Annotated in this window: 19 protein-coding genes; 3 read left to right on the forward strand and 16 right to left on the reverse strand. The window is 62.6% G+C overall.

Annotated features, from left to right (window positions below; all coding sequences use genetic code 11):
• Positions 1 to 33: 33 nt before the first annotated feature.
• Positions 34 to 750: a beta-ketoacyl synthase chain length factor gene (locus EL191_RS03215; protein ID WP_041976457.1), complete on the reverse strand. Its 717-nt coding sequence runs from the start codon at positions 748 to 750 to the stop codon at positions 34 to 36.
• A gap of 247 nt (positions 751 to 997) precedes the next feature.
• Here EL191_RS03215 and EL191_RS03220 point away from each other — a divergent pair, with 247 nt between their 5' ends.
• Positions 998 to 1,768, forward strand: a complete 771-nt coding sequence (locus EL191_RS03220; protein ID WP_013713776.1) for a ParA family protein — start codon at positions 998 to 1,000, stop codon at positions 1,766 to 1,768.
• 46 nt (positions 1,769 to 1,814) lie between these two features.
• Here the strand turns inward: EL191_RS03220 and EL191_RS03225 are convergent, their stop codons facing one another.
• The 10 genes from EL191_RS03225 to EL191_RS03275 form a co-directional block, all read right to left on the reverse strand.
• Complete coding sequence (locus tag EL191_RS03225) at positions 1,815 to 2,612, reverse strand: universal stress protein (RefSeq protein ID WP_041976459.1); 798 nt, start codon at positions 2,610 to 2,612, stop codon at positions 1,815 to 1,817.
• 121 nt (positions 2,613 to 2,733) lie between these two features.
• Positions 2,734 to 3,177 carry a PaaI family thioesterase gene (locus EL191_RS03230; RefSeq protein WP_041976461.1) on the reverse strand — a complete coding sequence of 148 codons (444 nt, stop codon included), beginning with the start codon at positions 3,175 to 3,177 and terminating at the stop codon, positions 2,734 to 2,736.
• A 143-nt stretch (positions 3,178 to 3,320) separates the two neighbouring features.
• Positions 3,321 to 3,755 (reverse strand): thioredoxin TrxC, encoded by a 435-nt coding sequence (gene trxC / locus EL191_RS03235; protein WP_041976463.1) that lies wholly within the window; start codon positions 3,753 to 3,755, stop codon positions 3,321 to 3,323.
• Between the two features lie 203 nt (positions 3,756 to 3,958).
• The gene (locus EL191_RS03245; RefSeq protein WP_041976465.1) at positions 3,959 to 5,236 is read right to left on the reverse strand and encodes a bifunctional O-acetylhomoserine aminocarboxypropyltransferase/cysteine synthase; all 1,278 of its coding nucleotides are present in this window, start codon (positions 5,234 to 5,236) and stop codon (positions 3,959 to 3,961) included.
• A gap of 122 nt (positions 5,237 to 5,358) precedes the next feature.
• Positions 5,359 to 7,149 carry an SLC13 family permease gene (locus EL191_RS03250; RefSeq protein ID WP_013713781.1) on the reverse strand — a complete coding sequence of 597 codons (1,791 nt, stop codon included), beginning with the start codon at positions 7,147 to 7,149 and terminating at the stop codon, positions 5,359 to 5,361.
• 257 nt (positions 7,150 to 7,406) lie between these two features.
• Positions 7,407 to 8,870, reverse strand: coding sequence for a protein adenylyltransferase SelO (gene selO / locus EL191_RS03255; protein WP_041976468.1), 1,464 nt, complete (start codon positions 8,868 to 8,870; stop codon positions 7,407 to 7,409).
• An 18-nt stretch (positions 8,871 to 8,888) separates the two neighbouring features.
• Positions 8,889 to 12,239, reverse strand: a complete 3,351-nt coding sequence (gene mscK, locus EL191_RS03260; RefSeq protein ID WP_041976471.1) for a mechanosensitive channel MscK — start codon at positions 12,237 to 12,239, stop codon at positions 8,889 to 8,891.
• A gap of 107 nt (positions 12,240 to 12,346) precedes the next feature.
• Positions 12,347 to 14,092, reverse strand: a complete 1,746-nt coding sequence (locus EL191_RS03265; protein ID WP_017363353.1) for a potassium/proton antiporter — start codon at positions 14,090 to 14,092, stop codon at positions 12,347 to 12,349.
• Between the two features lie 162 nt (positions 14,093 to 14,254).
• On the reverse strand, positions 14,255 to 16,060 hold the full coding sequence (locus tag EL191_RS03270) for an acyl-CoA dehydrogenase (RefSeq protein ID WP_041977152.1): 1,806 nt from the start codon (positions 16,058 to 16,060) through the stop codon (positions 14,255 to 14,257).
• Between the two features lie 133 nt (positions 16,061 to 16,193).
• Positions 16,194 to 17,240: an NAD(P)H-dependent flavin oxidoreductase gene (locus EL191_RS03275; protein ID WP_041976473.1), complete on the reverse strand. Its 1,047-nt coding sequence runs from the start codon at positions 17,238 to 17,240 to the stop codon at positions 16,194 to 16,196.
• A 118-nt stretch (positions 17,241 to 17,358) separates the two neighbouring features.
• On the opposite strand from EL191_RS03275, the gene EL191_RS03280 reads away from it, so the two are divergent.
• Positions 17,359 to 18,213 (forward strand): 23S rRNA (adenine(2030)-N(6))-methyltransferase RlmJ, encoded by an 855-nt coding sequence (locus tag EL191_RS03280; protein WP_013713787.1) that lies wholly within the window; start codon positions 17,359 to 17,361, stop codon positions 18,211 to 18,213.
• 102 nt (positions 18,214 to 18,315) lie between these two features.
• On the opposite strand, the gene EL191_RS03285 is transcribed toward EL191_RS03280, so the two are convergent.
• From EL191_RS03285 to EL191_RS03300, 4 genes are all read right to left on the reverse strand, one after another.
• A complete protein-coding gene (locus EL191_RS03285; RefSeq protein WP_041976476.1) occupies positions 18,316 to 19,569 on the reverse strand; it encodes an HD-GYP domain-containing protein in 1,254 nt (417 codons plus the stop codon).
• A 70-nt stretch (positions 19,570 to 19,639) separates the two neighbouring features.
• The gene (locus EL191_RS03290) at positions 19,640 to 19,837 is read right to left on the reverse strand and encodes a putative motility protein (RefSeq protein ID WP_041976478.1); all 198 of its coding nucleotides are present in this window, start codon (positions 19,835 to 19,837) and stop codon (positions 19,640 to 19,642) included.
• A 16-nt stretch (positions 19,838 to 19,853) separates the two neighbouring features.
• A complete protein-coding gene (gene msrA, locus EL191_RS03295) occupies positions 19,854 to 20,507 on the reverse strand; it encodes a peptide-methionine (S)-S-oxide reductase MsrA (protein ID WP_017363347.1) in 654 nt (217 codons plus the stop codon).
• 50 nt (positions 20,508 to 20,557) lie between these two features.
• Positions 20,558 to 23,263 carry a putative bifunctional diguanylate cyclase/phosphodiesterase gene (locus EL191_RS03300; RefSeq protein ID WP_041976480.1) on the reverse strand — a complete coding sequence of 902 codons (2,706 nt, stop codon included), beginning with the start codon at positions 23,261 to 23,263 and terminating at the stop codon, positions 20,558 to 20,560.
• Between the two features lie 164 nt (positions 23,264 to 23,427).
• On the opposite strand from EL191_RS03300, the gene EL191_RS03305 reads away from it, so the two are divergent.
• Complete coding sequence (locus EL191_RS03305) at positions 23,428 to 23,934, forward strand: hypothetical protein (protein WP_041976482.1); 507 nt, start codon at positions 23,428 to 23,430, stop codon at positions 23,932 to 23,934.
• A 28-nt stretch (positions 23,935 to 23,962) separates the two neighbouring features.
• Here EL191_RS03305 and EL191_RS03310 read toward each other — a convergent pair whose 3' ends face one another.
• Positions 23,963 to 24,403 carry a CopD family copper resistance protein gene (locus EL191_RS03310; protein WP_026042185.1) on the reverse strand — a complete coding sequence of 147 codons (441 nt, stop codon included), beginning with the start codon at positions 24,401 to 24,403 and terminating at the stop codon, positions 23,963 to 23,965.
• Between the last annotated feature and the right edge of the window lie 19 nt (positions 24,404 to 24,422).

The raw sequence follows: 24,422 nt of genomic DNA on the forward strand, positions 1-24,422 counted from the left end.
TGAGTCTCCATGCATACGGCGGGCTGTAGGGACTCAGTCCTCGTTGCGTGACCAGATCCATTGGCGGTCTTTCCAGTAGTGAGTCAGCGTTCGCTGCCCGCCATGGTAGGCGCGCAGCAGGTTCAGGGGGTGTGGCCAGGCGGCAGGTAAGCCAGGTTCGGCGGGCGCGAGGCTCAAGGTCCAGGTTTTGCCCGGTTTCAACAGCAGGGCCAGCGCGTAGGAAAAGGGTACGTCATCTATATAGGGCGTGTAGAGGTCGGGCGGCGATTCCTCTGCGACGACCAGCAAGACGCCGGGGGCACCCTCGGCAAGTAGCCCGCCGGCCTCAAGCATGGCTTGCTCCAAACCGTCTCCTGTCGCAGCCATAGCAGTCATCTCGCTGCTGTCCTCACGCAGGATCGACCACAGGCCAATGATCGCGTTGTGCACGGAGAGGCTGAACTGGGTAGGCGACAGCGGCTCACCTTTGGCGAGTTCGGTAAGAATGGCAAGCGTGCGCGGCGTTTCGCCGTGGCGCGAGGCGAACACCAGGGGAAGTGGGCCTTGCCCTTCGGCCAGGGACCAGGCGACATGGAACAGCATGCGCGCCAGCCGGCTGAGGCGGCGGCGCTGCATGGCAGGCAGAAAACTCACATCCGGCTGTTGCTGGTCGTCGGGCAGGACCACAGGGGCGCTGCACCAGGCACGCCAATCATCCTCTGACTCCAGGCCGGGGGCCCAGGCGCGCAATCCTTCGATCTGGAAATTCATAGCACGAGGCTTTTCGCCACTCCGGGCATACGGGTCGGCACGACGATACGCCTGAAAGAGAGGTCAATCAGCGTCCATGGCATAGTGCCGGTATCTGTTCGGTCGGGCATTATCTAGATGCGCACGGCACTGTGCAAATGTTGTGCAGCTTCTTCTGATGGGCGGATGATGGCGTTGTGGTCTGCTTCTCGTGTCTGTCATGGGCTTTGCATAGAATCCGCGGTATTCGAAATCAGGGAGAGCGACGATGCGACGTGTGGTGTTTAACCAGAAGGGCGGCGTAGGCAAGTCCAGTATCGCCTGCAATCTTGCGGCAGTGAGTGCGGCGCAGGGCTATCGCACACTGCTGATCGACCTGGATGCTCAGGCTAACTCGACCCATTACCTTACTGGGCTGACCGGCGAGGAAATTCCCATGGGCATCGCCGATTTCTTCAAGCAAACCCTGTCGTCCGGGCCGTTCGCGAAGAAGGGCAAGGTCGATATTTACGAAACGCCGTTCGACAACCTGCATGTGGTCACGGCCACGGCCGAACTGGCCGAGCTGCAGCCCAAACTCGAGCAGAAGCACAAGATCAACAAGCTGCGCAAACTGCTCGACGAGCTGGCCGAAGACTACGACCACATCTACCTGGATACGCCGCCAGCGCTGAATTTCTATACGGTTTCCGCCTTGATCGCGGCTGACCGAGTGCTGATTCCCTTTGATTGCGACAGCTTCTCGCGCAATGCCCTGTACGGTCTGCTAGCCGAGATCGAAGAGCTCAAGGACGACCATAACGAGGCGTTGGAAGTGGAGGGCATCGTGGTCAACCAGTTTCAGCCACGTGCGACGCTGCCGCAGCAGTTGCTGGATGAGCTGATTGCCGAAGGGCTGCCGGTGCTGCCGGTCAATCTTATGAGCTCGGTGAAGATGCGCGAGTCGCACCAGGTCTGCACACCCCTGATCCATCTCGATGCGCGGCACAAGCTGACCCAGCAGTTCGTCGAGCTGCACGATCTGCTCAACGCCAGTTGATAATGGAAAAGGCGCCTGGAGGCGCCTTTTTCTTGGGCGGCTGCCGCTAGCGCACCACGAATACGTCGCAGGGCGCCTTGTGCAGGAAGTGCTGCGCCAGGCTGCCCAGCAAGGCCTGGGAAAAGGCACTGCGGCCGTGGCTGCCGAGCACCAACAGTTCTGATCGACGCATCTTGATCTGCTCTTGCAGGCTACGCAGGATGCCACCCTGCAGCACCTCGTGGCTCAGCTTGGGACCTTCGGCCGGGAGCTTCTGCGCTTCGTCATGCAGCAACTGATCGATCAGTCCCTGCTGGGTCTGTAGCTGCAGTTCTACCTGCTGCGGCGTGCCCTTGTCCGGCTCGAATACATGCAGGGCATGCAGTTCGGCATCGCCAGGCAGCAGCTGATAGGCCTGGCCGAGTGCGCTGCAGGCGCACAGGGAAAAGTCGATGGCGGCCAAGGCCCGCTGGTAAGGCTGGAAGTCGTTGCGCGCCACCAGTAGCAGCGGCACGGTGCAGCGCCGCGCGATACGGTCGAGGCTGGTGCCGGAGAAGAAATCGTGACGTTTCTGATGCCCACCCAGGACCAGCAGGTCGCAGCCGCTGTCCTGCACCTGTTGCAGCACCACCTCGGAAGGCTTGCCGCTGAGCATGCGCAGTTCGGTACCGGGCGGGGCGTACTGGGTCAGGCTGCGATCCAATGCCAGGCGCGCCTTTTCGTGTTGCTCGCTGTTCTGGCTGGGATCAAGCACGTGGAGCATGGTCAGGCGGGCGCCATGTTGCCGGGCCAGCTGGGTGGCGCGGCATAGGGCCATGTCAGCGGTATCGCGCAGGTCATGAGCGATGAGGATGTGATGGAACATGGTGGCGGCTCTCCTGCCGATACCCGTCGGCAATTTTATTGTGCCTGTTCAGATAGCCGCTCTTTTGACCTGTGGCAAGGTCGGGGACTGTTTCCGATTGCGAACCCGCATAGCGACGTCATCAGCGTAAACGCAATTGGTAGTGGCCGCGACTTTCTGCGACCACTTCGCCGCTGCCGTCGGTCAGTTGCAACTCCAGCAGGAACTCGGCCTTGCCCTGCTGGCTCGCTTGCGCTTCGAGACGGGAGATTTCCTCTGCCGAGAGACGTGCCTCCACCTGGATATCGCCCGTAGCTGAACGGCGAAAGCGCAGATTCATTTCCTTGATGATGGGATAGAAGCGTTGGACATCGAAGCTGGTCAGAAACAGCGCGCCACCGGGAATTTCGGCGAGGGTGAAGAGCGCGCCGGCGTACATGCTGCCGATATGGTTCTGGTTGCCTTGCAGCGGCATGCGCAGGCGCACGAAGCCAGGCTCGAGGACCTCGGCCTTGAGGCCACTGCGTTTGACGAAGGCGATTTGTTCTTCGGTGAGTTGGCGGGCGATTTCCACGGGTAGCGGCATGACAAAACTCCTTGGGCGGGCGCTTTGCCAGACTAAGGGGTCGGTGGTGGGCTGCAATTGACCGCAGCGCCCGTAGTGACTGGCCGAAGCGCTCAAGAGCTCCAGGCACATAGCCCGGATTGCATCCGAGCTATAGGTGCATCCTAAATGCCCTGTTGGCGCAGCCAGGCCTGCAGTTGCGGTAGTGGCATGGCGCCACTCTGGCGGGCGACTTCGATACCTCCCTTGAACAGGATCAGGCTGGGAATGGAGCGGATGCCCAGTTTCCCGGCCAGATTCGGGTTGGCTTCGCTATCGAGCTTGCCCAGGCGGCAGCGTCCCTGCAGTTGCACGGCGGCCTGCTGGAAGGTCGGGGCGAAGGACTGGCAGGGGCCGCACCAACTGGCCCAGACATCTACCAGTAACGGCAGGTCGCCCTTGAGTTGGCTGGCGAAATTGGCCTGCGTGAGGGTGATGGGTACGCCTGGCAACACTTCGCTCTTGCAGCGGCCACAGCGTGGGGCATCGCCCAGGCGTTCGGCGGGAATGCGGTTGAGCCCGTTGCAGTGCGGGCAGGGGACTAGCAGGGGATCGCTCATGATTCGGCTCCAGGGCACCTCTAAAAACTACCTGCGTTGCCATCACTGCGTTAAAAACAGACTCGGAATGCTCATGTACAAAAGTACACTCCGCTTCCTCGCCTGTTTTTGCCTTGTGCTGACTGCCTCGCCTACGTTTTTAGAAGTGCCCTCCAAGTGGTTATGACTGCTATCTGGAGCCGAAGCAGCGGCTTTTCAAGCGATCAGCCGCGTGCGGCCTCGAGAGCCTGGCTCAGGTCGGCGAGGATGTCGTCGATATGCTCGATGCCGATGGACAGGCGCACCATATCGCGCGGTACGCCGGCCTTATGCAGTTCTTCGTCGCTGAGCTGGCGGTGTGTGGTCGACGCCGGGTGGCAGGCCAGCGACTTGGCGTCGCCGATATTGACCAGGCGTACCACCAGTTGCAGCGCGTCGATGAAGCGTGCCCCGGCTTCCTGTCCGCCCTGGATGCCGAAGGAGAGAATCGCCGCCGGTTTGCCGCCGAAGTAGCGCTGGGCCAGTTCATGTTCGGGGTGATCGGCCAGGCCGGCGTATTTCACCCAGGCTACTTGCGGGTGGCTTTGCAGGTACTGCGCGACTTTCAGCGCGTTCTCGGTGTGCCGCTCCATGCGCAGGGCCAGGGTTTCCAGGCCTTGCAGGATGAGGAAGGCGTTGAATGGCGATAGCGCTGCGCCGGTGTTGCGCAGCGGCACCACGCGGCAGCGGCCGATGAAGGTAGCAGGGCCGAAGGCTTCGGTGTAGGTGACGCCGTGGTAGGAAGGATCGGGCGTGTTGAGCAGCGGGAAGCGCGCCTTGTTGTCGGCCCAGGGGAATTTACCGGAGTCGACCACGATGCCGCCGATGCTGGTGCCATGGCCACCGATGTACTTGGTCAGCGAGTGCACGACGATGTCCGCGCCATGCTCGAAGGGACGGCAGAGAATCGGTGTGGCCACGGTGTTGTCGACGATCAGCGGCACGCCATGGCGGTGTGCGGCTTCGGCCAGCGCCGCGAGGTCGACGATGTTGCCGGCTGGGTTGCCAATGGATTCGCAGAATACCGCCTTGGTGCGGTCATCGATCAGCGCCTCGAGCGCGGCGATGTCATCGTGCGCGGCGAAGCGGGTCTGGATACCGAAGCGCGGCAGGGTGTGGGCCAGCAGGTTGTAGGTGCCGCCGTAGAGCTTGGCCACCGAGACGATGTTGTCACCAGCCTCGGCCACGGTCTGGATGGCGTAGGTGATGGCGGCCATGCCGGATGCCACGGCCAGCGCACCGACGCCGCCTTCCAGCGCCGCCACGCGCTCCTCGAGCACGGCGTTGGTCGGGTTCATGATGCGCGAATAGATGTTGCCAGCGACCTTCAGGTCGAACAGGTCGGCGCCGTGCTGGGTGTCGTCGAAGGCGAAAGAGCTGGTCTGGTAGATCGGTACCGCCACCGCCTTGGTAGTGGGATCCGGGTCGTAGCCAGCGTGGATGGCGAGTGTTTCCAATTTCATGCGAGCGTTCCTTCAGGGCAGATTGAAAGGATCGCAGCATGGATAAAGCGACGAGGCCCGGTCAATGCGCTGGCGCAATGAAACGGGCCTTGGGTTAGATCGTTGTATTCGTAGCTTATGCCTTAGACTGGCGTCAGCGGGAAGAACCAAGGGATGACCAGCGTTGCCACGCCCCACAGCAGCAGATTCAGGGGAATGCCAATTCTCATGAAATCGGTGAAGCGATAACCGCCGGCGTTGTAGACGAAGGTGTTGGTCTGGTAGCCGATCGGAGTGGCGAAGCTGGCGCTGGCGGCGAACATCACCGCGACCACGAAGGCGCGCGGGTCGACGCCCAGGTGCTGAGCCATGCCGATGGCGATGGGCGTCACCAGTACCGCCACCGCATTGTTGGACAGCATCTCGGTGAGGATCGAGGTGAACAGGTAGATGAAACTCAGCATCAATAGTGGTCCGGCCCAAGGCAGCCAGCCCATGACGTTCTCCACCAGCAGCTTGACCAAACCGACCTTGTCCATGGCGATGCTGATGGCCAGCATGCCGAAGATCAGGCTGAGAATCTTCCAGTCCACCGCCTTGTAGGCGTCTTCCACGTCCAGGCAGCGGGTGGCCAGTACGGTGACGGCGCCGATGATCGCCAGGCCTTCGATGGGCATCACGCCAAAAGCAGCGAGCAGCATCACGGCCAGGGTCGCGAGAATGGCAATGGGCGCCTTGTCGCGGCGGAAGGCGCGCTCCTGCACGGCGTTGAGGCTGATCAGCTCGCCGTTGTCGGCGAAACGCTTGATCTGCGCTGGCGTGCCCTCGACCAGCATCACATCGCCGAATTGCAACTCGAACTCGTCGAGGTTGCCCTGCACGTTCTCGTCCTGGCGATGCACGGCGAGCACGGCGATGCCGTAGCGCGCAGTGAGGTCGAGGTCGCGCATCGGTCGGTGGCTGTAGCGCGAGTTACGCCCGACGATGGCCTCAGCGAGGATTACGTCGTGGCTGCTGATGGTTTCGAAGGCATCGCCACGGTTGAAACTCAGGTGGCCGCTCTCGCGCAACTCCACTACATCCTTGACCTGGCCATGCAGTACCAGACGGTCGCCGCTGGCGAGCAGCGTTTCGGCGCCCGGCTCGGTCAGCTCCTGTTCATCGCGGAACAACTTGAGCACTTGCAGACCACTACCACCGTTAAGGTTGGCCTCGTGCAGGGTCTTGCCAATCATTGGCGAGTCGTGCGGCACCAGCAGTTCGGTCATGAAGGTGCGAGACAGATCCGGGCGCAACTGGCGTGACAAGGTTTCCCGTTCTGGCAGCAGGCGGTGGCCGATGGTCAGCAGATAGAGCATGCCGAAGGCTGCCATGGCCAGACCGACGCCAGTGATCTCGAAGATGCCGAAGGGCTCCATGCCGGCCTTGCGTGCTACACCGTCGACCAGAATGTTGGTCGAGGTACCGATCATGGTCAGCGTGCCCCCGAGGATGGTGGCGTAGGACAGCGGGATCAACAGCTTGGACGGCAGGGTGCCGGCGCGGCGGGCAAGAGCGATCGCCACTGGAGTGAGAATGGCCACCACCGGCGTGTTGTTCAGGCAGGCGGAGACAACCAGCGCAGTGACGGTCAGGCCGGTAAGGACGCGAATCGGACTGGTGCCGACCAGGTCTCCCAGCCAGTTGCCGAGGGCGTCGATGCAGCCGGTGCGTTCCAAGGCGGCGGAGAGCACGAACATGCAGGCGATGGTCACCGGTGCGGAGTTGGACAGTACGCTGAGCACTTCACCAGGCGTCAGCAGCTGGGTGACCAGCAGGGCGGCGACGGCGATGGCCGCGACGATATCCGGGCTCCATTTCTCGCGGACGAAGGCATAGAGCACCCAGATCAGCAGGGCGCCCACGAACAGGAGGGGCAGGGAATCCCAGAGCATGAAAATCCTTAGAACCGGCCTCTTTCCGTAAGGTTGCCTGACCGCTTGGACAGCAGGTTTTAGCTTACAGAATAGTGGGCAGATTCTTTGCGTCGAATCTCGTGTGAGGTATCGGGCGCGCACTGGGCGGCCTGGCTGAGCGCAACGATAGAGAGGTTCTCTTAGATAGTCTAAGAATGTTTGGGTAGATTGATATGCCTTTTCGGTTTAATAGATAAACCCCGAACGGCGTCTACTCGCCCCATACACCTAGCCAGTCAAGACGAACAACTAATCTCCAGATGTTTACCCCACTCCGGCGGGCGTTCGGCATAGCGTTGCATACCCGGCTGCTCATCGAACGGGCGGGACAATACCGCGTGCAGTTCGCGCACCGGGCCATAGTCACCGGCCTCGGCCGCTTCGATGGCCTGCTGCGCCAGGTAGTTGCGCAGGATGTACTTGGGATTGACCGCGTGCATGCGCGCCTGGCGTTCGCTCTGTTCCCCTCCCTCCAGCTCGCAGCGGGCCAGGTAATCGTGTCCCCAGGCATCGAAGCCGGCGAGGTCGACGAAATCATCGCGCACGACCTTGAGCGCCTCGGCAGGGGCTTGCTCGCCCAGGCGACGGAAGAACAGGCTGTAGTCGCTGGCTTTGCCCTGCTGCATCAGTTGCAGCAGACGCTGGATCAATGCGTCGTCCTCATCCTCGGCGCTAGTGAAACCCAGGCGCTTGCGCATCAGGTCGAGGTAATGCGCCTGGTACAGCGGCAAGAACAGCTCCAGCGCCTCGCGCAACTTCTCGACGGAGGCGAAAGGGGTCAGCGCCTGGGCCAGGGCTGCGAGGTTCCAGTGTGCAATGGGCACCTGATTGCTGAAGCTGTAGCGGCCAGTGTCGTCGGAGTGATTGCAGATGTGATTGGCGTCGAAGTCGTCGAGGAAGGCGTAGGGGCCGTAGTCGAAGGTGATGCCGAGGATCGACATGTTGTCGGTGTTCATTACGCCGTGGCAGAAACCATAGGCCTGCCAGTGGGCGATCATCGAGGCGGTGCGTTCGATCACTTCGCGCAGCAGCGCCAGCCAGGGTTCGTCCTGTTCCAGGCATGCCGGGAAGTGGCAGGCCATGACATGCTCGCCGAGCGTCTTCAGGTGCTCGTGCTGGCGTGTGTAGTAGAAGTACTCGAAGTGGCCGAAGCGCACATGGCTCTGCGCCAGGCGCAGCACCATCGCGGCGCTTTCCTTCTTCTCGCGCCACACTGGGGTGTCGGAGCCGGTGACGCAAAGCGCGCGTGAGCTGGGAATGCCGAGCGCATGCAGATGTTCGCTGGCGAGAAATTCGCGGATCGACGAGCGCAGCACCGCACGACCATCGCCCATGCGCGAGTAGGGCGTCATGCCGGCACCCTTCAGGTGCAGGTCCCAGTGCTCGCCAGCGTCATTGATCACCTCTCCGAGCAGCAGGCCGCGACCATCGCCAAGGCGCGGCGTGTAGCCGCCGAACTGGTGGCCGGAGTAGACCATGGCGCGCGGCTCAGCCTCTTCCCACAGTTTGTGCCCGGCAAACAGTTCGGCGAACTCGCTACGTTGTGCTTCGTCTGGAGCCAGGTCGAGCAAAGCCATGGCCGACTCGCTCGCCACCACCAGGCGTGGTTGCTCGATAGGTTCGGGCAGTACCTCGGTGGAGAAGGCATCGCCTAGGCGGGCGAAGCGGTTGTCGAAGATCAACTGGTCGAGGCTTTTCACCGGGTGGCTCCTACCTGCTCAAGGTACTGCGGGCGGTTTGGGTGGTTGCTGCACACTGGCGGCGCCGGCGGCTGCGACCCTGGCCAGATCTTTCTGATCCAGCTTCTGCTCGCCATGTTCCAGGTTTTTCACGTACACCTCGACCTGGCGGAAGGCGATGTTGATGCCGTGCTTGGGGAATTCGCGGTCGATGAAACGATTGATCTCGTCGGTGGCCGGGTTGCGGTCGCCGAGGTCGCGCACGTGGATGCGCAGCTCGTGGTCCAGCGTGCTCTCGCCGAAGTTGAGGAAGTAGACGATGGGCCCCGGCTCCTTGAGCACGCGCGGGTTTTCCTGCGCCGCCTGCAGCAGCAGCTTGCGCACCAGGTCGAGGTCCGAGCCATAGCCGACGCCAACCTTGAGGGTGACGCGGGTGACCGTGTCGCTCAGTGACCAGTTGATCAACTGGCCGGTGATGAAGGTCTTGTTCGGAACGATGATTTCCTTGTGATCGAAATCGGTGATGGTGGTGGCGCGAATGCGGATCTTGCTCACGGTGCCGGACAGATTGCCGATGGTTACCACGTCACCGATACGCACTGGGCGCTCGAACAGGATGATCAAACCTGAAATGAAGTTGGCGAAGATTTCCTGTAGGCCGAAACCGAGGCCGACCGACAGCGCCGCCACCAGCCACTGCAACTTGTCCCAACTGACGCCCAGCGTCGATAGCGTGGTGACGATGCCAATGGCGACCAGGGCGTAGGACAGCAAGGTGGTGGTGGCGTAGGCGCTGCCCTGCGCCAGGCGCATGCGTGACAGCACCAGCACCTCGAGCAGGCCGGGCAAGTTACGCGCCAGTGCCACGGTGATGGCGACGATGATCAGGGCACCGATTACGTCCATCAGGCTGATGGGCACCAGTGTCGCGTTATCCCCGGTACCGCTGCTGTATTCGTAGAGGTTGATGGTGTCGAGGTAGGTGAATACGCCGATCAGATCGGCCCAGACCGCGTACAGGCAAACCAGGAAGCCGCCTAGCAGGGCCAGGCGGATCAGGCGCAGCGATTGCTGGTTGACCTGCTCGATGTCCAGGGTCGGCTCTTCCACCGGCGCTTCGCCATCCAGGCTTTCCTTGCTTTGCGCCTGACGCTTGGCCAGGGCGCGTTGGTAGGCCAGGCGTCGTGCCGCGACGCTCAGCCCGCGGACCAGGGTGGCCTCGACGAGCAACAGGATGATCAGCAGATAAAGAGTGTCGATCAGCCGGTCGGTGAGCTTGAGCGCGGTGTAGTAGTAGCCGAATGCAACGGCGCCGATCAGTGCCAGTGGCAGCAGGTTGAACAGCACGCCGACCGTGGTGCGCAGGCCCGAGGTGTGCTCGCGCAGGGGGGCGCTGAACAGCAGGTGGAACAGCATCCAGGCCATCAGGGCATAGCAGCTCAGGACCACGATGATGCCGATCACATCGTTGGCCAGGCTCGCCGGCTGGTGTTCGGCGATGCTCACCACGGCCACCAGGGCCATCACCACCAGCCCAAGGCGACGCAGGTGCTGGCGGAAGAAGGCGACGTTGGCGGGTGGCCAGTGGAAGTGCAGGATGGCCACGCCGTCCGGGGACAGGATGCGGTGCAGGGTGTAGAACACCAGCCAGGCCTCTGCCATCTCGTAGAGCGCGGCGCCCAGGTAGAGGTTTTGCCCGCGTGCGTCGTGCAGCAGGGCGTAGCCGCACAGCGCCAGGAACAGTGCGACCGGCAGTGCCAGGATGATGTTGAGCCCCAGCGCCATTGGCGTGTGCAGCTGGCTGTCGTGCTTGTAATGGCCGATATCGCCGTGCAGGGCGCTGAGCTTGTCGAACAGATACTGGCGGCGCCAGAGTATCAGTGCGCAGAGCAGAATCAGCGGCAGGAACACCAGCGGTCGCTCGATCAGGCCCGCGCCCAGTTCGCTGATGGCCATGCCCCAGGGCATGTCGGCCAGTTGCTGCTGAAAGTGATGCGGCGCCGTCTTCAGCCATTCGAGGTCGAGCGGCTTGTTGCTGGGAATCCAGAACATCTGCTCGTCGATGGTGGCGCGCAGGCTGCTGGCCGTGCTTTCCAGCTCCTTCTGGTTGAGCTGGAGGGTGATCGATTCGTTGAGCAGTGCGTTCAGCGAGCGGTTCAGGCGGTCGAGCAGTTCTCGGCGGGTATCGAGTTGCTCCAGCAGTGCCGTCCGAAGCTCTGTTGTGACTTCCTCGTTTGGTTGATCGGCCAGTAGGCTATCCACATAACGACTCGGGTCACTGATGTCGTCGCGTTGTTTGTTCAACTCGAACTGGTAGAGGCGAATGTCCGCAATCTCGTCAGCGAGCGAGCCATCTTCGAGCTTCAGTTTCGGTAGCGACTGCTTCTGCTGATAGAGAATCTTCGACAGCAGCAGGCTGCCCTGCAGTACTCGAATCTGCTCGTCCAGAGCCTGGTCCGCCTGCGCCAGGTTATCCAACTGCTGGCGAGTTCTCAGGTTCTGTTCGGTAAGGTCGTTGAGGCGATCGGTCGCCCGCAGCAGGTAGTCAGAGAGCTTGAGGTTTAGCGTGCTTTCCTTGGCCAAGAGTTTGTCCGAACTGGCGCGCTCAGCTTCCAGCGACTGCTCGGCAACGGTTTGCTCCGATTCGGCGCGGCGGCGATCATTGATCAGGCTCTGCAATGCCTGACGCTCCTGCTCGGCGCGGTTGATACGTGTCTCAAGCAGAGCACGTTGAGCACTGCCCAGGTCCTGCAGCACACTGTTGCCTGCCAGCTCCTGGCGTCGCAGTTGCGTCTGCGCGGCGAGCAGTGCCAGTTCTGCATTGAACTGGTCACGGCGCTCCGGGCTCAGGGTCTTGCCGTCATAGCGACCGGCCTTGAGCGCATCGTTGATGATCTGGCTGCGCGCTTGGTTCTGACTGATCTCGGCTTGCGCGCGCTCGGGGCGCGTTTGGGCGGTGATCACCAGGCTGTTGGCTTCGATGATCGCCTTGTTCCACTCGGTGAGCTGGTTGGAACGGTCAGTGAGCAGTTGCTCCAGTTGCGCCAGGCTGGTGCGCGCATGACGCTCTGCGATCGGCACTTCCGGGCTGGCCTTGAGTCGGCTCAGTTCGCGCTGGGCTTCGTTGATCAGGCGCGGCGCCTCGTCCAGTTGCTTGCGCAGGTCACTCAGGCGCTGATCGGCGGTCTGGCGGTCCTGCAGCATGCGCAGGGTTTGCTCCAGCGTTTGCTTGAGCACCAACTGCTCGGCTTCCGGCAGCTTGCGATCTGCCAAGGCGTCGAGGCTCTGCTGCACGTTTTCAATTTTTGGCGGCTCTTCGGCAAAAACAGGCGAGACGCCCAGACACAGAGCGAGTACGGCAGCGACAAGGGGGCGACGCAACAGGGACATGGTCGATCTATCTGGTGAGTTGACGATGGCAGTTTAGGCCGTTTGCGACACAACGAACACGCGGGCCTTGAGGCCCGCGTGCGATGGTGACTGATGCTAGCAGCTTCCTAGAAGTGCAACCCGGGAGCCGGGCGGCTGTCTTCGGGGAATTTGACGCCGACCTTGCGTATCTTGTTCCCTTCCATCTGCGCCACTGTCCAGGTCAGCCCCTGCCATTCGGTCTGGTCGCCGACGATAGGTTCGCCGCCAATTGCCTGAGCAATGAAACGCCCCAGGGGTTGATTGCCTTCGACATCATTGAGTTTCAGGCCATAGAGGGCCGCGATTGCTGCCAGTTCGGCATCACCCTCAAGCACGAAGTCGCCGAAGAAACGCAGATCCTGGCCGCGTTTAGGCGCCTGGCTGAAGAGTTTACCCAGCGCCGGCAGGTCGGCGTCATGGCCGATGACGCAGAGAATATCGCCTTCCTGCAGTGTGGTACTGCCGGATGGGTGCAGCAACTCGCGACCACGGAAAAGCGCGGCGATACGCGTGCCCTGCGGCATATTCAGCGCCCGCAGTGGCGCCCCGATACACCACTTTTCGGCACCAAGACGATAGACGAACAGCTCCCACTGGCTGGTCAGGTGGACTTCCAGGCCGGCACGCGATATCGGCGAGGGCACTGGCGGCACTTCCACCCGGGCCTTACGCGCCGCCCAACCCAGCGTGGTGCCCTGCAGCAGCAGGGAAACCAGCACGATGAAGAAGGCGACGTTGAAGAACAGTTGTGCATTCTCCAGGCCGGCCATCAGCGGGAACACCGCGAGGATCACCGGCACTGCGCCGCGCAGGCCGATCCAGGAGATGAACACGCGTTCGCGCAGGTTGAAACTCTTGAAGGGCAGCAGGCCGATGAATACCGACAGTGGCCGTGCGAAGAAAATCATCCACAGCGACAGCAGCAGCGCCGGCACGGCGATCGGCAGCAGGTTGCTCGGGGTCAGCAGCAGGCCGAGTACCAGGAACATGCCGATCTGACTGAGCCAGGCCAGGCCATCGAACATATGCAGAATGCCGTGACGGTTACGGATCGGCCTGTTGCCCAGCAGCAGGCCGCAGACATAGACAGCGAGGATGCCGCTGCCGCCGATGATGCCGGAAATCGCGTAAATCATGATGCCGCCGCTGACAGCAAGCAGTGGGTACAGGCCGTCAGCCACCGACAGGCGGTTGATCAGCTGCAGGAGCAGCCAGCCGCCCAGTGCGCCCAGAGCGATGCCCAGAGCGAACTGCTGAATCAGGCTGCTGAGAATGCCCCAGCTAAAACTGTTCTGCCCGGAGGCGATCATGCTGATCAGGGTGACAGTGAGGAACATGGCCATCGGATCGTTGCTGCCCGACTCGATTTCCAGTGTCGGGCCAACACGCTCGTTGAGGCCTTTGCCGTTGAGCAGGTTGAACACCACGGCGGCATCGGTGGAGCCGACGATGGCGCCGATCAGCAGGCCCTCGATCAGACTCAGGTTGAACAGCCAGGCAGCCGCCACGCCGGTCAAACCAGCAGTGATGGCCACGCCCAGTGTGGCCAGTGACATGGACGGCCACAGCGCCACGCGGAAGGTCGAGGCCCGCGTACGCATGCCGCCGTCGAGAAGAATGACAGCCAGCGCCAGGTTACTGACCAGGTAGGCCAGGGAGTAGTCGTTGAAGACGATGCCACCAATGCCGTCAACGCCGGCGAGCATGCCGACACCGAGGAAGATGACCAGAATCGGGATGCCCACGCGGGTGGAGACCGAGCTGACCATGATGCTGAAGGCAACCAACAGGGCACCGATCAAGAAAAGATTGTTGATGGCGCTGGCATCCAAGTGCGCTTACTCCTGGCTGGGGAAATCGGGGCGCCGTTATGCATGGCGCGTGCCAGGGATTCTAACCGTAGCCTTCGTACCGCTGTCAAAAAGGTTATTACATTTTTCTAAATTGCCCCGAAGCGCCCCGCCTTGGGCCACCCCGGGGCGCTTGGCGCAACCTTAGAACCAGGCGTCCTGCATACCCAGGCAGGTGTCGTCGCGCGCTTCGAGAATGGCCAGGTCGTGGTGGCAGCTGGGCACTTCCCAGGTCAGGAAGTAGCGCGCGGCTTGCAGCTTGCCGCGATAGAAGGCCTGCTCGTCGGCGTTGTCGGTGTTCGCCAGGCCTTGCTCGGCACGGATCGCCTGCTCCAGCCAGCGCCAGCCGATCACCGTGTGGCCGAACACCTTCAGGTACAGCGCCGAGTTGGCCAGGCCCTGGTTGACCTTGCCGCTCAACAGATCGCCGAGCAGGGCCAGGGTCACCGCCTGCAGGCGGGCCAGCAATTGTTCGAGTGGCTGACGCAGGGATGTGAGCGACTCATGTTCGCTGGCGCGCTGGCAGCAGTCGTTGATCAGCTTGAGCAGTTGCTTGAGCGCGGCGCCACCGTTCTGCGAGACCTTGCGCCCGAGCAGGTCGAGCGACTGGATGCCCTGCGTGCCCTCGTGGATCGGATTGAGGCGGTTGTCGCGGTAGTACTGCTCCACCGGGTACTCGCGGGTATAGCCGTGGCCACCGAGGATCTGGATGGCCAGTTCATTGGCCTTGAGGCAGAACTCCGACGGCCAGGATTTGACGATGGGGGTGAGCAGGTCGAGCAGTTCCAGTGCTCGGGTGCGGTCTTCGGCGGTTTCCAGAGTATGGGTGTCGTCGAACAGGCGTGCAGCATACAGACCGAGGTCGAAAGCGCCTTCGACGTAGGCTTTCTGCGTCAGCAACATGCGCCGTACGTCGGCGTGCTCGATGATGGAAACCTGTGGACTGCTCGGGTCCTTGCCATCCGGCTGACGCCCCTGCGGACGGTTACGCGCGTAGTCCAGCGAATACAGGTAGCCGGCATAGCCGAGCATGATCGCGCCCATGCCGACGCCGATACGTGCCTCGTTCATCATCTGGAACATGTAGGACAGGCCCGCATGCGGTTTGCCCACCAGATAGCCGACGCATTCGCCGTTGTCGCCGAAGTTCAGCGCCGTGGACGTGGTGCCGCGCCAGCCCATCTTGTGGAACAGCCCGGCCAGGGTCACGTCGTTGCGCGCGCCCAGCGATCCATCGTCGTTGACGTGGAACTTGGGCACCAGGAACAAGCTGATGCCTTTCACCCCGGGCGGTGCGTCCGGCAACTTGGCCAGCACCATGTGCACAATGTTTTCGGAGATCGGCTGGTCGCCGCCGGAGATGAAGATCTTGTTGCCCTTGATCCGGTAACTGCCGTCGACATGCGGTTCGGCGCGGGTTCTGAGGTCCGATAGCGACGAGCCAGCGTGCGGCTCGGTCAGTGCCATGGTGCCGAAGAAGCGGCCGTCGATGATCGGTTGCAGGTAGCGGGATTTCTGCTCCTCGTTGCCGAAGGCCTCGATCAGGTTGGCCACGCCCATGGTCAGCATCGAGTAGGAGCTGGTGGCGATATTGGCTGACTGGAAATGCGCGAAGCAGGCCTGCGACAGCAGATTGGGCAGTTGCATGCCGCCGTGCTCGAAGTCGCGGGTGGCATTGAGGAAGCCCGCTTCGTGGAAGGCGCGCAGCGCGGGCTCGACCTCGGGGATCAGCACTGCGCCACCGTCGACGTACTGCGGCTCGTGCTCGTCGTTCTTGCGGTTGTGCGGGGCGAACAGCTCTTCGGCGATGCCGCGTGCGGTGATGATGGCCGCGTCGAAAGTCTCGCGATTGTGATCGGCGAAGCGTGGGCGCTGGGTCAGGGCTTCGGCGTCGAGTACTTCATAGAGTTCGAACGCCAGGTTGCGGGAGCTGAGCAGGGTCTCGGACATGGAACGGGCCTCCAGATGATCCATCGAGTCTAGGCAGCCAGCCGACCGGCTGCCCAGCATCATCATCGGCCGTGATAAAGCGCTAAATCCTGCCGCCAATGTCCGTTCGTAGGAGCGGCTTCAGCCGCGAATTTCAACCTTGAGCGAAGCCCCGCGCCAGCTCGCGGGTCAGCTCGGCTGCCGGCATTGGCCGGCAGTTGGCGATATTCTGCCCGGCCCAGAGCGGCGAGAAATCTCCGTTGCCCTGCGCCTCGGCTGCCGTCCGTAACGGTGCGATGGCCGCAGTGGCCAGTGGGAACGCTGGCGCCTGCGAGCTGAGCGGCCCCAGCTCGCGCATCAGGCGATTGACGATACCGCGCGCGGGGCGCCCGCTGAACAGGTTGGTCAACGCCGTATGGCGCGCCGCCGGGCTCTGCAGGGCGGCGCGGTGGATGGCGCTGGTGTTGGCCTCCGGGCACAACAGATAGGCGCTGCCGATCTGTACACCGGCTGCGCCTAGCGCCATCGCTGCGGCCACGCCTCGTGCATCGCTGATGCCGCCGGCCGCGATCACCGGCACCGACAAGGCATCGACCAGTTGCGGCAGCAGGGCGAAGATGCCGAGTTGTCGGCTCAGATCGTGATCGAGAAAGTGTCCGCGATGGCCACCGGCTTCCAGTCCTTGGGCGATCACTGCATCGACGCCGCGCTCCTGTAGCCAGAGCGCTTCGTCCAGCGTGGTGGCGCTGGACAGGATCTTCGCGCCGCTGCGCCGTACGCGCTGCAGAAGAGTTTCGTCCGGCAAACCGAAATGGAAGCTGACCACCGCCGGGCGGAATTCCTCCACCAGTGCGGCGGCTTCCTGGTTGAAGGGCAAACGCCCCGGGCCATTGGCGATATTCGCCTGATCCACACCCAGTTCTTGGTAGTAGGGCGCCAGCATTTCGCGCCAGAGTGCTTCGCGAGCGGCATCCGGCTCGGGTGGCAGATGGCTGAAGAAGTTGAGATTGAATGGGTGCGCGGTCAGGCCACGCATGGCCTCCAGTTCTTGGCGCAGGGCTGCGGGTGTGAGCATGGCGCAGGGAATCGAGCCGAGACCGCCGGCCTGGCACACGGCGGCAGCCAGTCGGTGACCCTGCGAGCCGGCCATCGGCGCCTGGATCAGGGGGAGTTCGCTGCCGAGCAATCGTTGCAGAGACATCGCGGGTTCTCGCTGTCCATTGAGGAGCAGGCAGCCTAGGCCTTGCAGACACGATCGAGCAAGCCGCAATGCGAGTCGCCTCCCTGTTAAACTGCGCGCCTGATTCGAGGACTCCCGCATGAACTACCGCCACGCCTTCCATGCCGGCAATCACGCCGACGTACTCAAGCACCTGGTGCTGACTCGCCTGATCGGCCTGCTGTCGAAGAAAGAGGCGCCCTTCGCCTACCTCGATAGCCACGCAGGACTTGGCCTGTACGATCTGCAGGGTGATCAGGCCAGCCGCACCGGCGAGTACCTGGAAGGCATCGGTCGCCTTTGGCAGGCCTCGCAGTTGCCGGATGCGGTGGAGGCTTATCTGGAGGTGGTGCGGGCGATGAATCCGGATGGCGAGCTGCGCTACTACCCCGGCTCGCCCGAGTTGGCGCGGCTGCTCAGCCGCGAGCAGGATCGCCTGCAACTCAACGAAAAACATCCCGAGGACGGCCGCCTGCTCAAGGACAACATGCGCGGCGACCGCCGCGTTGCCGTGCACTTGGGCGAAGGCTGGCATGTGCCGCGAGCGCTGATGCCGACCCGCGAGAAACGCGTGCTGCTGCTGATCGATCCGCCGTTCGAGAAGACGGATGAACTGCAGCGCTGCGTCGAAGCGCTGAACGAGGCGCATGGCCGCATGCGTCAGGCCATCGTCGCGATCTGGTATCCGATCAAGGACGAGCGCCAGCTGGCACGTTTCTACCGCGATCTGCAAAAGAGCGCCGCACCCAAGCTGCTGCGCGCCGAGCTATACGTACACGCCCCCGACGATGCGACGCGCCTGACCGGTTCCGGTCTGGTGATCAGTAATCCACCTTGGGGGCTGGAGGACGAGCTCAAGCAGCTGTTGCCTTGGCTGGCCGATGCTTTGGGGCAAAGCCAGGGTGGTTGGCGCCTGGACTGGCTGATAGAAGAAGCCGCAAGCGGCAAGCCATAAGCTGCAAGCGAGCCACACACTGCTCTTGCCTGCAGCGCGTAGCCCGAATGCAATCCGGGAGCCGTGGCCCCGATCCCCGGATTGCATCCGGGCTCAAGGGGTTCAGGCGGGTTTGTGGTTGGGCTCGATGTGATAGCTCAGGTTGCGCCGTGGGCTTAGGTATTCCAGTACCTCCAGCGGTAGCTGCGAGGGACGCAGGCTGCGGGCGATGGCCAGCTTCGGCTCCTGGGCCAGATCGAGGATCAATGCTTCCTGCTTGGGCGTGTCTGCATCGTAGAGGATCAGCGTCGGCTTCAGCGCCTGGGTCGGGTTCATGCCCAGCACTAGTGCGTAACGTTCATCTTCGAGCTGTACCAGGCTGCCCGGCGGGTAGATACCCATTACGCGGATGAAGGCCTTGAGCATCACGTCGTCGAAATGCTCGCGCTGCTGCTTGAACATCAACGCCAGGGCCTCGTGCGGGCTCAGCGCCTGGCGTGGGTCGAGCGGGTTGCACAGACCGTCGAAGTGATTGGTGATGGCCACCAGGCGGCTCAGGCGGCCGATAGCGGCTTCGCGCAGGCCTCGCGGGTAGCCGCTGCCGTCGCAATGCTCGTGGTGTTCGTGGATGATGCGCAGGACCTCGTCGTCGAGCATCAGCTTCTGCCCCATGCGTAGGCCGAAGTCGGTGTGCATCTGTAGCAGTTGCTGCTCCGGGCGGGTCAGTGGCTCGGGCTTGAGCAGCACCTTGCTCGGCACTTCCAGCTTGCCGATATCGTGCAGCAGCGCGCCGAGCCCAATGCTGTGGCAGGCCTCACTGTCGAGGCCGAGCTGGCGCCCGAGCAGCAGGGACAGCACGGTGACGTTGAGGGCGTGAAAGTAGCTGTCCTCGGCGGCCTTGCCAGTGATGCTGTGGAGTACGACGCCGGGGGCGCCGAGCAGCGTCTCGACCATTTCGCCGACGATGGCGCCAGCTTGCCGCATGGCATCTTCCGGACGGCTGCGCAGGGTCTGGTTGAGTGCCTTGATGCGTTGGCTGGCCTCGATGAAGCGGCGGTCCACATCGGCCAGACGGCTACGCAGGTGGCGCAGTTTCTGTGCACGTTCCTGACGCTCCTGGGCCTGCGGGTCGACGGGCGGTTCGATGGAAGCGGGCGTCGGTACGTCTTCGGCGAGCTCCAGAGGTGGACAGTCGCTGCGTGCCGGGTCGTAACGCAGTTGCTTCAGTTTCAGCGCACGCAGCGCGCGAATCTGCGCTTCGTCCTTGATCTTGAAGTTGCTGAAGGCGAAATCATGCTCCCACCAGCTCAGGTCCAGATGGACGTAGAGGCCGACGCACAGCTGATCGGGAGTGATGGTGGGCAGAGTGGCGGGCATGCCGGGCTCGTCGTTTGATGGCTAATTGCCCGCAGTTTAGTCCGGCTCAAGACGAGAGGGCAGTAGTTCTTCAAGCCATCACGTCGATGCTGTTGCCCAGATGTGGCGGGTTGCTGGGGGCGCTGAGCGGAGCAGCGGACTGTACCAGCCCGCTGATGTTGGCCGCCTGCAGCTCCAGCGTCTTGCGCAGCAGCAGGAGCGACATCTGCGCTGCAATCTGCGTCGATGCCTGACTCGATACCTGGCTGGAAATGTTGCTCAGCTCCACGACCCTTTACCTGTGTTCAGGACTCAGGGGGTAGACATACGCCTGTTCCGCCCAGGCCGCAATAGCCATTGGGGTTCTTCGCCAGGTATTGCTGATGATAGGTCTCGGCGTAGTAGAAGGTCGGCGCCTCGAGGATTTCGGTGGTGATGGTGCCCAGGCCGGCCTTGTCGAGCTCGGCCTGAAAGCGCGCCTGGCTGGCTTTTGCCGCGCTCCATTGAGCTTCGTCGTGGCAGTAGATCGCCGAGCGGTACTGGGTGCCCTGGTCGTTGCCCTGGCGCATGCCCTGGGTGGGGTTGTGCACTTCCCAGAACACCTTGAGCAATGCCTCGAAACTGGTCTGCTGCGGGTCGAACACCACCAGTACGACCTCGGTGTGCCCGGTCAGGCCGGAGCAGACTTCCTCGTAGGTGGGGTTGGGGGTCATGCCGCCGGCATAGCCGACCGCCGTGCTGAACACGCCCGGCTGCTGCCAGAAGCGGCGCTCGGCACCCCAGAAACAGCCCAGACCGAACACGGCCTGCTGCAGGCCGGCAGGGAAAGGCGCCTTGATCGGATTGCCGTTGACATAGTGGGTGTCGGCCACCGGTAGCGGCTCGGCACGACCGGGCAGGGCCTGTTCGGCAGTCGGAAGGGCGTTCTTGTTGACGAGAATCTGGGAGCGCAGAACCATGGCGGTCTCCTGAATGTGAGTGATGTGTGGACTACGCGCGGTGCCGCGTATTACGTCCGTTGGTCGGCCTGTGGCCGGCAGGGATAGCGGCGCAGGCTGTCGATGAGCTCGCGGCCGGGAATCGGTTTGTCGAACAGGTAGCCCTGGCCGACGTCGCAACGCTGGCGACGAAGAAAGCCAAGCTGGGCGCCGGTCTCGATGCCTTCGGCGACCACCTTGAGCTTGAGGTTGTGCGCCATGGCGATCACCGCCGAGGTGATCTCCATGTCGTCCTGATTGTCCGGTATGTCCTTGATGAAGCTGCGATCGATCTTGATCACGTCGATGGGGAATTTCTTCAGGTAGCTGAGCGAGGAATAACCGGTGCCGAAGTCGTCCATTGCCAGGGTCAGGCCCAGGCTCTTGAGGCGGCCGAGCTGGTGGCGGGTGTCGTCAGTGGCTTCCAGCAGCAGGCTCTCGGTCAGTTCCAGTTCCAGCAGGCGCGGGTCGAGCTGCTCTTCGTGAAGGATCGCGGCGATGGAGCCGACCAGATCGGGGTCGGAGAACTGCTTGGGCGACAGGTTGATCGCCACCTGCAGTTCGCCCATGCCGATGGCGGCGATCTGCTTGCTCATGCGGCAGGCCTGGCGTACCACCCACTTGCCGATGGGGATGATCAGGCCGGTTTCCTCGGCGACGCCGATGAACTGGTCGGGGCGGATCATGCCCTTCTCCGGATGCTGCCAGCGCAGCAGCGCCTCCATGCCCAGCAATTGGCCACTCTTGAGGCACAGCTTGGGCTGATAGAAGACTTCCAGCTCGTTCTGGGTCAGGGCGCGGCGCAGGTTGTTTTCGACGAACAGCTTGTAGTTGGCCTCGGCATTCAGCACTTCGGTGAACAGCTGCACCTGGTGCTTGCCGTTGGCCTTGGCCTTGTGCAGCGCGAGGCCTGCGTGCTTCATCAGGGTCTGCGGGTCGTCGCCATGGTCCGGGGCGATGGCCAGGCCCACCGAGCCGGTGATGCTGATCAGCTGGTTGTCGACGAACAGCGGCTTGTCCAGGGTCTGCAACACCTGATGCGCGACGCGCAGGCCACTGTCTTGGTCGCAGCCATCGAGCAGGATGGCGAATTCGTTGCTGGCGAAGCGCGCCAGGGTGCCCTTGGCGCCGAGGCTGTTGCGCAGACGTCGGGCCAGCGCCGAGAGCAGCTTGTCGCCGGTCTGGTGGCCGAGGCTGTCGTTGATGCGCTTGAAGTTGTCGATGTCCACCAGCAGCAGCCCTAGCGATTGCGGGGTATGACGCGCGAAGCGCTCTTCAAGGCTGCGGATGAACGAAGGGCGGTTGCCCAGGTTGGTCAGATTATCGGTGTAGGCCAGGCGCTCGATGCGCTGCTGCGCCAGCTTGGCCTCGGTGATGTCTTCGTAGATGCCGATGTAGTGGGTCAGCTCGCCGTCGTCGCCATACACCTTGGAGATCGACAGGTGGCCCCAGTACGGCTCCTGGTTCTTACGGCGGCTGCGGAATTCGCCCTGCCAGCTGCTGTGCTCGGCCAGGCTCGAGTCGGTATCGAACAACAGGTCGCTGAGGTTGGCCAGGGCCGGCAGTTCCGACAGGCGATGGCCGCAGACCTCGTCGCTGCTGTACAGGGTGATGGCGGTGAAGCTGGGGTTGACGTATTCCACCCGGCCGTCGCGGTCGACCAGCAGGAAGGCGCTGGCGCTCTGCTCGACGGCGCGCTGGAACAGGTACAGCGCATGGGTTACGGAACGCTTCTCCTGATTGATCAGCACCTGGGCGAACTGATCGGCCAGCTCACCGGCGAAGGCTATCTCGTCTGCCTGCCAGATACGCTTGGGACCGATGTGTTCGAGACAGAGAATGCCCACCACTTCGCCTTCGATGCGAATGCTGGCATCGAGCATCGAGGTGATGCCTAGAGGCTCCAGGTAACCTGGGGCCAGCTCGCGGGTGCGCAGATCGTGTTGTGCATCGTGAGCGTCGATCGCGCGGCCACTGTGCAGCGCTTCCAGGTAATGCGGAAAGTTGCGTGCGTCTATCGAGGGCAATTGCTCATGGCGGTCCAGATCGCGGCGATACAGCGATATGGAGTCGAGACTCTGGGTACCCACGCGCCAGATGCCCGCGCGGGCCACGCCGTAGACTTCGCAGGCGGCCTGGGTGATCAGCTCGGCGGCTTCCTGTTGCGGATCGCTGGAACCATAGCGCTGGCGCGCCAGGCGCACGATCAACTGCTGTTGGGTATGCGAGCGGGCCAGGTGCTGCAGGTGATTCTCCTGCGTGCGCTGATGCTGCTGCAGCGAATTGCGCAGGTTCTGATTCTGTATGTGCAGTTCCTGTTCGCCAGGTGCGAAGGCATCGAAGCTGTCATCGGCGATCAGCAGATAGCCGCGTAGCAGCTGGCGGTTACGCTGCTTGAACGGCTCGCCGATCTCCAGCAGGTTCAGCGCGCCTTGCGGCGTATGCAGGGTATAGCGCACCAGATAATGAGCGCCCTGAACCAGCTGCTGCTGGATGGCATCGTGCAGGCGATAGCGCGCCTCCGGCTCCATCAGGCTGGCGTAGGGGGCGTCGACCAATGCGCAAAGATCGGCGGCACTGATGCCGAGTTTGCGTTCACAGGTCGGGTCGAGAAAAAGCAGGGCCCAGCTTGGCTCGTTCAAGCGCTCGAAACGCAACATGCCGAGCCGCGAGGGCACTGGCAACTGCGTCACAACCTCGGCTGCCGGACGGGTGCCAGCATCGGGATGGCTTTTCATTGGGCGTTGGGCTTCCAGTATGCTGACCAGGCGAGGCTTCCGTTCTCTGCACAGAGCCGCTGCTGCCAGGGCGCAGCGGCGTGGACGGAGGCTAGGGCTCAGGCCTACTTCACTATAGCGTTCGGCAAGGGTGCATCATGCAAGCAAGACTGACAAGGAAACTGATGGCTGTGCTGTTGGGAGCAGCGCTTTCTGCCGGTGTTCCCATCCAGGTCAGCGCCGATGACAAGGGCGTATTGCAGGGTGCCGAGCAGGCGGCTTACCTGGACGAACTCAAGCGTCTTTACCTGACCGACAACGAGCGTCAGGCACTGCTGGCACACAACAATGCCCTGCTGGAAACCTACGCCCTGCGCGCCGGCTACCAGGTTGGACAGGCGCAGCGACAGGATTTGTTGTACCACTTCGCTGTCGGCAACGCTGGCGAACTGATCCTGCGCGAGGAAAGTCGCGGCCTGCAGGGTACGGCCATCTCTGTACGCAATCAGCGTGTCCCGGTGTTCGGCGTCGATCCGTTCATCCGCTATGAATGTCCGACCGGCGGTATCCACTGTGTGCTGCTCAACCCGGTCGATGGCAGCCAACTGCTGAGCATCGTGCGTGACTACCAAGGCGTGGGCGAGCTGGCCAAGGCGCTGAGTTTTCTGATTCGCAACGTGCAGAAGGGATGATTTTTCCAGTCGGTCCAGGATCATCGGATTACAGGTTCAGCAGAAACATGGCCTTGGCCAGGAACAGGATGGCCAGCATCTGCAGCAGCACGCTGAGGTGAATGCGCCGCGAGCGTACTGCGGTCATGCGGCCGCTGCGCATCAGGAAGACCACCAGCAGAAAATGTCCGAGGATGCTCAGGGCCAGCGTGATTTTCAGACTGAGCAGGATGCCGAAGCTGCTGGCCAGCGGCGCATGCAGGGCTGCGCGGTAGTGCCATGCCAGGCCCAGGCCGGCGCCGTAGAGCGCCAGTACTACCCAGTGCATGACTTGTCGCGCCCGCCGTCCGAGTGCACGTGAGAACCCCGCCTTGGCGTCATCCGGAAGCTCGCGCGTGGCACGGCTGAGGATCATCACTTCGAAGAATACGCCGCCGATGAAGAAGGTGGCGGCAGTCAGGTGGGCGAACTTCAGAAACAGATAGAGCATGGGGATGCGCCGGATCGAT

The organism is Pseudomonas mendocina (assembly GCF_900636545.1).
Taxonomy (GTDB): Bacteria; Pseudomonadota; Gammaproteobacteria; order Pseudomonadales; family Pseudomonadaceae; genus Aquipseudomonas; species Aquipseudomonas mendocina.

What these genes read in the sequence shown, in the direction of transcription:
- EL191_RS03245 (WP_041976465.1), bottom strand. Translation starts at nt 5,236, where the DNA reads ATGAAATTGGAAACACTCGCCATCCACGCTGGCTACGACCCGGATCCC.
- mscK (WP_041976471.1), bottom strand. Translation starts at nt 12,239, where the DNA reads ATGTCCCTGTTGCGTCGCCCCCTTGTCGCTGCCGTACTCGCTCTGTGT.
- EL191_RS03310 (WP_026042185.1), bottom strand. Translation starts at nt 24,403, where the DNA reads ATGCTCTATCTGTTTCTGAAGTTCGCCCACCTGACTGCCGCCACCTTC.
- EL191_RS03300 (WP_041976480.1), bottom strand. Translation starts at nt 23,263, where the DNA reads ATGAAAAGCCATCCCGATGCTGGCACCCGTCCGGCAGCCGAGGTTGTG.
- EL191_RS03250 (WP_013713781.1), bottom strand. Translation starts at nt 7,149, where the DNA reads ATGCTCTGGGATTCCCTGCCCCTCCTGTTCGTGGGCGCCCTGCTGATC.
- EL191_RS03230 (WP_041976461.1), bottom strand. Translation starts at nt 3,177, where the DNA reads ATGCCGCTACCCGTGGAAATCGCCCGCCAACTCACCGAAGAACAAATC.
- EL191_RS03225 (WP_041976459.1), bottom strand. Translation starts at nt 2,612, where the DNA reads ATGTTCCATCACATCCTCATCGCTCATGACCTGCGCGATACCGCTGAC.
- EL191_RS03215 (WP_041976457.1), bottom strand. Translation starts at nt 750, where the DNA reads ATGAATTTCCAGATCGAAGGATTGCGCGCCTGGGCCCCCGGCCTGGAG.
- EL191_RS03305 (WP_041976482.1), top strand. Translation starts at nt 23,428, where the DNA reads ATGGCTGTGCTGTTGGGAGCAGCGCTTTCTGCCGGTGTTCCCATCCAG.
- EL191_RS03285 (WP_041976476.1), bottom strand. Translation starts at nt 19,569, where the DNA reads ATGCCCGCCACTCTGCCCACCATCACTCCCGATCAGCTGTGCGTCGGC.
- EL191_RS03275 (WP_041976473.1), bottom strand. Translation starts at nt 17,240, where the DNA reads ATGTCTCTGCAACGATTGCTCGGCAGCGAACTCCCCCTGATCCAGGCG.
- EL191_RS03270 (WP_041977152.1), bottom strand. Translation starts at nt 16,060, where the DNA reads ATGTCCGAGACCCTGCTCAGCTCCCGCAACCTGGCGTTCGAACTCTAT.
- msrA (WP_017363347.1), bottom strand. Translation starts at nt 20,507, where the DNA reads ATGGTTCTGCGCTCCCAGATTCTCGTCAACAAGAACGCCCTTCCGACT.
- EL191_RS03280 (WP_013713787.1), top strand. Translation starts at nt 17,359, where the DNA reads ATGAACTACCGCCACGCCTTCCATGCCGGCAATCACGCCGACGTACTC.
- EL191_RS03220 (WP_013713776.1), top strand. Translation starts at nt 998, where the DNA reads ATGCGACGTGTGGTGTTTAACCAGAAGGGCGGCGTAGGCAAGTCCAGT.
- trxC (WP_041976463.1), bottom strand. Translation starts at nt 3,755, where the DNA reads ATGAGCGATCCCCTGCTAGTCCCCTGCCCGCACTGCAACGGGCTCAAC.